12 protein-coding genes are annotated in these 8,910 nt (G+C 63.4%); 4 read left to right on the top strand and 8 right to left on the bottom strand.

The window, feature by feature from the left end:
- Positions 1-3: 3 nt before the first annotated feature.
- From hisF to BW994_RS07545, 7 genes are all read right to left on the bottom strand, one after another.
- Positions 4-768, bottom strand: a complete 765-nt coding sequence (hisF, locus tag BW994_RS07520; RefSeq protein WP_029313186.1) for an imidazole glycerol phosphate synthase subunit HisF — start codon at positions 766-768, stop codon at positions 4-6.
- Positions 762-1,517: a 1-(5-phosphoribosyl)-5-[(5-phosphoribosylamino)methylideneamino]imidazole-4-carboxamide isomerase gene (gene hisA, locus BW994_RS07525; protein WP_029313185.1), complete on the bottom strand. Its 756-nt coding sequence runs from the start codon at positions 1,515-1,517 to the stop codon at positions 762-764. The genes hisF and hisA overlap by 7 nt, the downstream gene beginning before the upstream one ends.
- A complete protein-coding gene (locus BW994_RS19925) occupies positions 1,517-1,657 on the bottom strand; it encodes a hypothetical protein (RefSeq protein ID WP_217696445.1) in 141 nt (46 codons plus the stop codon). The genes hisA and BW994_RS19925 overlap by 1 nt, the downstream gene beginning before the upstream one ends.
- Entirely contained in the window at positions 1,657-2,214 is a 558-nt protein-coding gene (locus BW994_RS07530) for a GNAT family N-acetyltransferase (RefSeq protein WP_076454433.1), read from the bottom strand. The genes BW994_RS19925 and BW994_RS07530 overlap by 1 nt, the downstream gene beginning before the upstream one ends.
- A complete protein-coding gene (gene hisH / locus BW994_RS07535; protein WP_029313183.1) occupies positions 2,211-2,849 on the bottom strand; it encodes an imidazole glycerol phosphate synthase subunit HisH in 639 nt (212 codons plus the stop codon). Before hisH ends, BW994_RS07530 begins: the two co-directional genes overlap by 4 nt.
- Positions 2,846-3,436: an imidazoleglycerol-phosphate dehydratase HisB gene (hisB, locus tag BW994_RS07540; protein WP_029313182.1), complete on the bottom strand. Its 591-nt coding sequence runs from the start codon at positions 3,434-3,436 to the stop codon at positions 2,846-2,848. The genes hisH and hisB overlap by 4 nt, the downstream gene beginning before the upstream one ends.
- Before the next feature lie 189 nt (positions 3,437-3,625).
- Positions 3,626-5,023 (bottom strand): MFS transporter, encoded by a 1,398-nt coding sequence (locus BW994_RS07545; protein WP_029313181.1) that lies wholly within the window; start codon positions 5,021-5,023, stop codon positions 3,626-3,628.
- Between the two features lie 167 nt (positions 5,024-5,190).
- On the opposite strand from BW994_RS07545, the gene BW994_RS07550 reads away from it, so the two are divergent.
- A complete protein-coding gene (locus tag BW994_RS07550) occupies positions 5,191-5,820 on the top strand; it encodes a glutathione S-transferase family protein (protein ID WP_029313180.1) in 630 nt (209 codons plus the stop codon).
- Positions 5,821-5,931: 111 nt separating this feature from the next.
- On the opposite strand, the gene BW994_RS07555 is transcribed toward BW994_RS07550, so the two are convergent.
- Complete coding sequence (locus tag BW994_RS07555) at positions 5,932-6,378, bottom strand: phosphate-starvation-inducible PsiE family protein (protein WP_029313179.1); 447 nt, start codon at positions 6,376-6,378, stop codon at positions 5,932-5,934.
- A 243-nt stretch (positions 6,379-6,621) separates the two neighbouring features.
- On the opposite strand from BW994_RS07555, the gene hslV reads away from it, so the two are divergent.
- The 3 genes from hslV to BW994_RS07570 all read left to right on the top strand — a co-directional run.
- Positions 6,622-7,173, top strand: coding sequence for an ATP-dependent protease subunit HslV (gene hslV / locus BW994_RS07560; RefSeq protein WP_029313178.1), 552 nt, complete (start codon positions 6,622-6,624; stop codon positions 7,171-7,173).
- Positions 7,173-8,489, top strand: coding sequence for an ATP-dependent protease ATPase subunit HslU (gene hslU / locus BW994_RS07565; RefSeq protein WP_029313177.1), 1,317 nt, complete (start codon positions 7,173-7,175; stop codon positions 8,487-8,489). Before hslV ends, hslU begins: the two co-directional genes overlap by 1 nt.
- A gap of 189 nt (positions 8,490-8,678) precedes the next feature.
- Positions 8,679-8,910 (top strand): hypothetical protein (locus BW994_RS07570; RefSeq protein WP_139334027.1); only part of this gene is annotated, 232 nt, incomplete at its 3' end.

An 8,910-nucleotide genomic window follows, 5' to 3' on the forward strand; every position in this document is an offset into this window, starting at 1 on the left:
AGGTTATGACGCGGTCAGCCGCACCGGCAGGCCCGCGCGGTGCAGACTCGCCTTGACCTCCGAAATCGTGAACTGACCGAAATGAAACACGCTGGCCGCCAGCAGCCCGGTCGCCCCGGCCCGCGCGCCCTCGGCAAAATGATCGAGCGTGCCAACCCCGCCCGACGCAACAATCGGAATCGTCACGGCCCGCGCCACTGCCTGCAACAACGCAATATCAAACCCGCTGCCGGTCCCATCCCGGTCCATCGAGGTCAGCAGAATCTCGCCCGCCCCGCGCGCCTGCATCTCGCCGCACCACGCCACCGCGTCGATCCCGGTCGGCTGGCGCCCGCCATGGGTGAAAATCTCCCACCCGCCGCCGGCCACCGCCCGCGCATCCACCGCCACCACCACGCATTGGCTGCCGAATTTCCGCGCCGCCTCGTTGATGAACTCAGGCCGCGCAATCGCCGCCGAATTGATGCTGCATTTATCCGCCCCCGCCAGCAGCAACCGCCGCATATCCTCGGTGCTCCTGATCCCGCCGCCCACCGTCAGCGGCAGAAACACCCGCGCCGCGGTGCGCGACACCACATCGATGATCGTGTCCCGGTTCTCATGACTCGCCGTGATATCCAGAAACGTCAGCTCATCCGCCCCCGCCGCGTCATACACCAGCGCCTGCTCGACCGGATCACCCGCATCGCGCAACGAAACGAAATTCACACCCTTGACGACCCGCCCGTCCTTCACATCGAGGCACGGGATCACCCGCAGCTTCAGCACGCGACCCCCTCCGCCAAAGCCGCCTCCGCCAAAGCCGCCGCCGGGTCGAGACTGCCATCATACAGCGCCCGCCCGATGATCGTGCCCATAATATTGCGCGTCCGCCCCGCCGCCGCGCGCAGTGCCACGATGTCGCCAATCCCCGCAACCCCGCCCGACGCAATCACCGGAATCGCAACCGATCGCGCCAGCGCCTCGGTCGCTTCCAGATTCAACCCCGCCAGCATCCCATCGCGCGCGATATCGGTGTGAATGATCGCGGCAATCCCCGCATCCTCCAGCCGCCGCGCCATGTCGGTTGCCGCCAGCGTCGAAACCTCGGCCCAGCCCTCGGTCGCCACCATCCCCTCCGCCGCATCGATCCCGACCACGATCCGCCCGGGAAACGCCGCCCCCGCCGCGCGCACCAGCGCCGGATTCTTCACCGCAGCACTGCCCAGAATCACCCGCGAAATCCCCAGCGCCAGCCACGCCTCGATCCCCGCCATATCCCGGATCCCGCCGCCCAGCTGCACCGGCATGCTCACCGCGGCCAGAATCGCGCGCACCGCCCCGGCATTCACCGGCTTGCCGGCAAACGCGCCGTTCAGATCGACCACATGCAACGCGGTAAACCCCTGCGCCTCAAACCGCCGCGCCTGCGCCGCCGGATCATCGGCATACACCGTCGCCTGGTCCATCGCGCCGCGCTTGAGGCGGACGCAGGCGCCGTCTTTCAGGTCGATCGCCGGATATAAGGTTAGGGGCATCAGAAGTGTTCTTTTTTGTAAAAAAGAACCAAAAAACTTTTATTAGTTTGGCCCATACCCGTTTCGACGCCCATACCCCAGCGAAAAAAAGTTTTTTGCTTCTTTTTTACAAAAAAGAAGCCTTCTTCTTCTCGTCTCATCAATGCCCCTGCAACAATTTATAATAAAAATGCCCCGCCACAGTCCGCCCCTCCGCCCGCGCATACGCCGGATGCGTCCCCCAACGCAGAAACCCCGCCCCCTCATACAGCGCGATCGCCGCGTCCTGGGTATCGCGCACATCGAGGTTCAACACCTGATACCCCAGCGCCCGCGCCCGATCCTCGACCCGCCGCAAAATCAACCGCGCCAGCCCATGCCCGCGCGCATAGGGGGCCACGAAATTCAGCGCGATCGTTGCACCAAACGCCTGCGCCTCATTGTTGCGCGGCGGCCGCACCAACTGTGCTGCGCCATAAATCGTGCCGTCCATCCGCCCCACGAACAGCTCGCGCTCGGGCACCATCACCACGCCGCGAAAATACTGCTCCAGCGCCGCCCGCCCCGGCGGCTTGATCCAGCCGAACCCGCCGCCATCGATGATCGCCGCATCCGCCGCCTCGCACAGCGCCTGCATGTCGTCATCGCCGATCACCGCCAGCCGATCGACCGCCAGCGTCTCCGGCGGCGGCATGTCACGGATCGGTGCGGTCGTCATTGCGGACTCCACCGCAGAAAATTGCCCAGGATCGTCAACCCGACCGCCTGGCTCTTCTCGACATGAAATTGCGTCCCCGCCCGGTTGCCGTGCGCCACCATGGCGACCACCCTCCCGCCATAATCGGTCGTCGCAATCACCGGCGCCGGCTCATCGGTGATCAGCGCATAGGAATGCACGAAATACGCATGATCGCCGGTCTTCAACCCCTCCAGCAACGGATGCGCCCCCGGCGTGAACACCAGCTCGTTCCACCCCATATGCGGCAGCCGCAACCCGTTCGCGGCAATCGGCGCGATATCGCCGGCAATCCAGCCAAACCCCGGCGTCGTGCCATGCTCCAACCCGCGCGCCGCCATCAACTGCATACCAACGCAAATGCCCAGAAACGGCGCCCCTGCATCCACGCGCCGATGCATCGCCGCCGCCAACCCCGGCCGCGCCGCCAATCCATCCGCACAATCGGCAAACGCACCCTGGCCCGGCAGCACGATCCGATCGGCCTGCCCGACCACGTCCGGATCATCGGTGATCGTCACAACCGCATCGATCCCGCACCGCGCCGCCGCAAGCTCCAGCCCGCGCGCCGCCGAAGCCAGATTGCCGCTGCCGTAGTCGATCACCGCGATCCTCAAAGCACCCCCTTGGTCGAAGGCACCGCACCCGCCGCCCGCGCATCCGGCTCAACCGCCATCCGCAGCGCCCGCGCCACCGCCTTGAACGCCGCCTCGGCGACATGATGCGCATTATGCCCGGCCCGCTGGTTCACATGCAGCGCAAACTGCCCGTTCGCCGCCAACGCCTGGAAAAACTCCTGCACCAATTGCGTATCCATATCCCCCAGCATCGGCCGCTCGAACGCCACGTTGAACGCCAGAAACCCCCGCCCCGACAAATCGATCACCGCCTCGCACAACGCCTCATCCATCGGCACCGCGGCAAACCCGAACCGCGTCACCCCGCGCTTGTCGCCCAACGCCTCGCGGATCGCCTGGCCCAGCACGATACCGACATCCTCGATCGTATGATGCGCATCGATATGCAGATCCCCCTCGGCCCGCACATCAAGGTCGATCATCGAATGCCGCCCGAACGCGGTCAGCATATGGTCGAAAAACCCGATCCCGGTGGCGATTTCGGTATGCCCCGTGCCATCGAGATCAAGCATCAACTCGATCGCGGTTTCGGAAGTTTTACGACTGATGGTTGCGTTGCGGCTCATCCGCGCTGCCTAGCCCAAAAAGATCGGCCCGCCAATCTTGCGCACCGCGTGGTTAAGGAAGTCCTTCTTTTTTGAAAAAAAGAAGCAAAAAACTTTTGTTAATTTAGGCCTCGGGCGTGTTCACCAGCACAGGCCCAGCGAATAAAAGTTTTTTTTGCTTCTTTTTTTCCAAAAAAAGAAGTGCTTCCTTCAATGATTGATCTGCTCCAGCGCCAACCCCTTGGTCGAAGGCCCCAGCGTAATCATCACGATCCCGACCAGCATCGCCGCCCCGATGAACACCGCAACCCCCGGCACCCCGTAATCGCTCAACAAAATCCCGATCGCGAGCCCCGCGAACGCCGCGGCAAGCCGGCTCCACGAATAGACAAACCCCACCGCCCGCGCGCGAATCCGCGTCGGGTACAATTCCGGCTGATACCCGTGATACGCGAACGACATGATATTCGCCGCCAAGGTGAACAACACGCCGAGCGCAATCAGCAGGGCAGGGGCGTTGCTCATCGCAAACAGCGCGATCACCACGCCCATCACCGCCAACCCGCCGATAATCTGCGTCTTGCGCTCCAACCGATCGGCGAACAGCGTGCCGATCAGCGGCCCGAACGGATTGGCGATCGCGATGATGAACGCATATTTCAGGCTCGCCGTCACATGAATGCCGCGATGGATCAGCAGCGTCGGCACCCAGGCGGCAAACCCGTAAAACCCGATCACCTGCGCCATGTTGAACACCGACAGAATGATGGTGCGCTTCCGATACTGCGGGCTGAAAATCTCAAAAAACGACCCAACGCCGTCCTCCTCCGGCGCCGCCGGCTGCGGTGGCGGCAGCGCGCTGCCGGTCTCGGCCATCACCTTGCGCTCGATCGCGCCGACAATCGCCTCCGCCTCGGCCATCCGCCCATGCCGCGCCAGCCAGCGCGGGCTTTCCGGAATGCCGCGCTGCAACAAAAACACCACCAGCGCCCCGACCGACCCGATCAAGATCACCACGCGCCAATAATCCAGCCCGAACGGTTTGCTGCCCTTCAGAAAATACGCCAGAAACGCAATCACCGGCACCACCGCGAAGGTGATCATCTGATTGATCGAATACGCCCGCCCCCGCTCGGCGCGCGGAATCATTTCGGAAATGAACGTATCGATCGTCACCAGCTCCACCCCGATGCCGATCCCCGCAATGAACCGCCAGATATCCAGCGCAAACCCGGTGGTCTGAAACGCCATGATCGCGGTGCACACCATGTACCAGATCAACGAACCGGTGAACACGATCCGCCGACCCAACCGGTCGGCCACCTGGCTGAACACCAGCGCGCCGAGCCACAGCCCCGCAAAGGTCGCAAACACGAAGGTCCCGAACCCGGCCACCTTCAACGCCCCGAGCGAGGCGAAAACCCCCAGCGACGCCGGCTTGAACAGCCCCGACCCGATCATCCCCGGCGCCACATACCCGGTGAAGAACAGATCATAGAACTCGAACACCCCGCCCAGCGAGATCAGCACAATAATGGTCCAAACCGTGCGCGACGGCGGCAACCGGTCAAGCCGTGCCGCAATCTCCGCCGAATGTTGCCCCGACATGATCAATCCCCCCGTCGCCGATGATTTACCCACCGTTAAGCCCGCAAGCCCCCGTTTTGGCAAGCATCCCCCGGGCCAGGCGTCGCCCCCGCTGGACAATCCCGCCAATCCGGCCATATCCAAGGTAAATCCAAAGCCGCCTCCGATCGAACCAAAGGAAATCCGCCATGTCCGCACTCACGCTCTGGGGCTTCGATGGCTCCACCTACGTCCGCACCGTCAAAATGGTCCTCGCCGAAAAAGGCGTCACCGACTTCGAACAACACCAGATCAACGTCCTCGCCGGCGAACCCAAACAACCCGAACACCTCGCCCGCCACCCGTTCGGCAAGGTCCCCGTGCTCGATCACGATGGCCTGCGCATCCTCGAAACCAGCGCGATCACCCGCTACCTGAACGACATCCTGGCCGGCCCCGCCCTGATCCCCGCCACCCCGAAAGACCGCGCCCGGATGGACATGATCATCGGCCTGATCGATTCCTACGGCTACGGCGCGCTGCTCGGCGGCGTCGCCGCCTATCATCTGTTCCCCGATTTCGTCGGCGGCAAAAACGAAGCCGCCCGCGCATCCGGCATCGAAAACGGCCGCACGGTGCTCGCCCTCGCCATGCAAACCAAAGGCGCGTCCCCCTTCATCGCCGGCGACCTCAGCCTCGCGGACCTCTACCTCGCACCCATCATCGCCTACGTCGCGATGACGCCCGATGCCGAGACAATCTTCGACATCCCCGGCTTCCCCGCCTGGTGGACCGCAATCCAGGCGCTGCCGAGCTTCAAATCCACCCAACCCGGCTGACCCCATTTTCATGACCCGACGCACGGTTTCCGGCGATACCCTCATCTCTCACGAAACAATGAGGCTAATCCGCGCCGAGCAACCCGTGCGGACGGTCACGACCATCGCCCCTCACTCCACCTGCTCGGCCTGATCCCGCCGATCCTGATCGCGCACCAGCCAATACACCGCCCCCAGCGATAAAAACGCCGCCGACAGCGCAAACAACGTCTCCGACTGCCCCTTGCCCAGATCCAGAATGATCAGCTTGCGCACGATCGCCAGCATCCCGATCAAAATCACCACCCGCACCCGCACCAACCCCTCGGCCCGCTCGCTGGTCACCAGAATCGATCGTTTGAACTCCAGCGCGATCACCACGGTAAAAATCGCCCCGAACACCGACTGAAAAATCGCCGGATTGGTCGGATCGAAACTGGTATAGAAAATATCATGCAGAATATTCGCAATCAGATGCAGCAGCGCCGCGGTCACGACCACCGCCATCAGCAGCGTCAGCACCTGCACCACGATGATCTCGAAATAATGATAGACCCTGGTCTCGAACCCCTCACGCATCCCTGATCGTCCTTTTTTGCTTATCCAGCACGCTGCCGCGCCGCCCGTCACCAACACACCACGACCGGTAAAAGTAAAGCAAGGTCTTCTTTTTTTGCAAAAAAAGAAGCAAAAAAACTCTCGTTCGTTAGCCCATTCGGGTGACACCGCCGGGAACCCAACTCCAAAAAGTTTTTTGCTTCTTTTTTCCAAAAAAGAAGCGCTTCCCTTCCTTCTCTACGCCACCCATGCCATCTCCCAATCATGGAAAACCCGCACGATCCGGTCGGCTGGCACGGCACGACCATCCTTTGCGTCCGCGCGAACGGCGCGGTCGCCATGGCCGGCGATGGTCAGGTCAGCCTCGGCAACACCGTCGTCAAAGGCAACGCCCGCAAGGTCCGCCGCATCGGCAACGGCGCCGTCCTCGCCGGATTCGCCGGCGCCACCGCCGATGCCTTCACTTTGCTCGAACGCCTCGAAGCCAAGCTCGAACGCTTCCCCAACCAACTCGAACGCGCCTGCGTCGAATTGGCGAAAGACTGGCGGACCGATCGCTACCTCCGCCGCCTTGAAGCCATGATGGCCGTGGCCGACAGCGTCCATTCCTTCACCCTCACCGGCAACGGCGACGTGCTCGAACCCGAGGACGGCATCATCGCCATCGGCTCCGGCGGCAATTTCGCCCTCGCCGCCGCCCGCGCCCTGCTCACCGTCGAGGGCCTCACCGCCGAGGACATCGCCCGCCGCGCCATGAAAATCGCCGGCGACATCTGCATCTACACCAACCACAACCTGATTGTAGAAACCCTGTGATCGACAGCCCAACCTACACCCCCCGCGAAATCGTCTCCGAGCTCGACCGTTTCATCGTCGGCCAGAACGATGCCAAACGCGCCGTCGCCATCGCGCTGCGCAACCGTTGGCGCCGCCAGCAACTCCCCGAAGCCATGCGCGAGGAAGTCGTCCCGAAAAACATCCTGATGATCGGCCCAACCGGCTGCGGCAAAACCGAAATCGCCCGCCGCCTTGCCAAACTCGCCCAAGCCCCCTTCATCAAGGTCGAAGCCACCAAATTCACCGAAGTCGGCTATGTCGGCCGCGACGTCGAAAGCATCATCCGCGACCTGGTCGAAATCTCCATCACCATGCTGCGCGATGCCAATCGCAAGGGCGTGGCCGCCCGCGCCGAACTCGCCGCCGAGGAACGCCTGCTCACCGCCCTGGTCGGCGAAGGGGCCGGCGCCGATACCAAATCCCGCTTCCGCACCATGCTCCGCGACGGCCAGCTGGAAGACAAGGAAATCGACATCGAAGTCGCCGAAAACCCCGCCAACATGATCGGCCAGCTCGATATGCCGGGCATGCCCCCCGGTGGTGCCGCCAACATCGGCGAAATGATGAAATCCATGTTCGGCCGCCAGCAGGGCCGCAAGCGCATGAGCGTCGCCGCCGCCCGCACCGCCCTGAACCGCGAGGAAGCCGACCGCCTGCTCGATACCGACCAACTCACCGCCGACGCCCGCACCCACGCGGAAAACCACGGCATCGTCTTCCTCGACGAAATCGACAAAATCTGCGCCAAAACCGATGGCGGCTTCCGCGGCGGCGATGTCTCGCGTGAAGGCGTGCAGCGCGACCTGCTCCCCCTCATCGAAGGCACCACCGTCTCAACCAAATACGGCCCGGTCAAAACCGACCACATCCTCTTCATCGCCTCCGGTGCCTTCCACATCGCCAAACCCTCCGATCTGCTGCCCGAACTCCAGGGCCGCCTGCCCATCCGCGTCGAACTCGCCCCGCTCTCGCGCGACGATCTCCGCCGCATCCTCACCGAACCCGAACACTCGCTCCTCAAGCAATACGTCGCCCTGATGGCCACCGAACACGTCCATCTCGACTTCACCGATGCCGCGATTGACGCCATCGCAAGCCTCGCCGCCGACATCAACGACCGCGTCGAAAACATCGGCGCCCGCCGCCTCGCCACCGTCCTCGAACGCATGCTCGAGGAAATCAGCTTCGGCGCGACCGACCGCACCGGGGAATCCATCAGCGTCGATGCCAACCTCGTCCACGAAAAAGTCGCCCCCCTGGCCGCCAAAGGCGACCTCAGCCGCTTCATCCTCTGATCCCGAACCCGTCAGTGAGCGCGGCACCCGCTGCGCCCATTTACGGGGCTATTCGTTAACAAACTCTTTCGTTTCCGAAAAAAACCGGCCGTATTGTCCCGGCGCGCAACGCCCGCGCCATCGCAAAATCATCCAACCCCCCAATTTTCCGCTTTCTCACCCCCCGGGGTCGCGTCCTATAAAGCATCCGTGCCCTGGACCCCGAACCTCCTCCCCACCACCCTGCAAGACCGTTTCGCCTACAGCATCCGCATGCTGCGCGAGACCATTGCCGACCAGGGCAAACGCCTCGCCGTGTCCGCCCCCCTCCTCTGGATGATCAACGCCCGCATCGCGCTGCTGTTCCGCCGCTTCACCACCCTCGCCACCGCCGCCCCGCGTCCCATCCGCCTGCGCAAACCCAACCCGAACCCCAAACCCG

It is taken from the genome of Acidiphilium rubrum, from assembly GCF_900156265.1.
GTDB classification, from domain to species: domain Bacteria; phylum Pseudomonadota; class Alphaproteobacteria; order Acetobacterales; family Acetobacteraceae; genus Acidiphilium; species Acidiphilium rubrum.

Excerpts from the sequence above, each read along its gene's own strand:
- BW994_RS07530 (WP_076454433.1), bottom strand. The coding sequence starts at position 2,214 with ATGACGACCGCACCGATCCGTGACATGCCGCCGCCGGAGACGCTGGCG.
- BW994_RS07555 (WP_029313179.1), bottom strand. The coding sequence starts at position 6,378 with ATGCGTGAGGGGTTCGAGACCAGGGTCTATCATTATTTCGAGATCATC.
- hisB (WP_029313182.1), bottom strand. The coding sequence starts at position 3,436 with ATGAGCCGCAACGCAACCATCAGTCGTAAAACTTCCGAAACCGCGATC.
- BW994_RS07545 (WP_029313181.1), bottom strand. The coding sequence starts at position 5,023 with ATGTCGGGGCAACATTCGGCGGAGATTGCGGCACGGCTTGACCGGTTG.
- BW994_RS19925 (WP_217696445.1), bottom strand. The coding sequence starts at position 1,657 with ATGAGACGAGAAGAAGAAGGCTTCTTTTTTGTAAAAAAGAAGCAAAAA.
- hslV (WP_029313178.1), top strand. The coding sequence starts at position 6,622 with ATGGAAAACCCGCACGATCCGGTCGGCTGGCACGGCACGACCATCCTT.
- BW994_RS07550 (WP_029313180.1), top strand. The coding sequence starts at position 5,191 with ATGTCCGCACTCACGCTCTGGGGCTTCGATGGCTCCACCTACGTCCGC.
- hisA (WP_029313185.1), bottom strand. The coding sequence starts at position 1,517 with ATGCCCCTAACCTTATATCCGGCGATCGACCTGAAAGACGGCGCCTGC.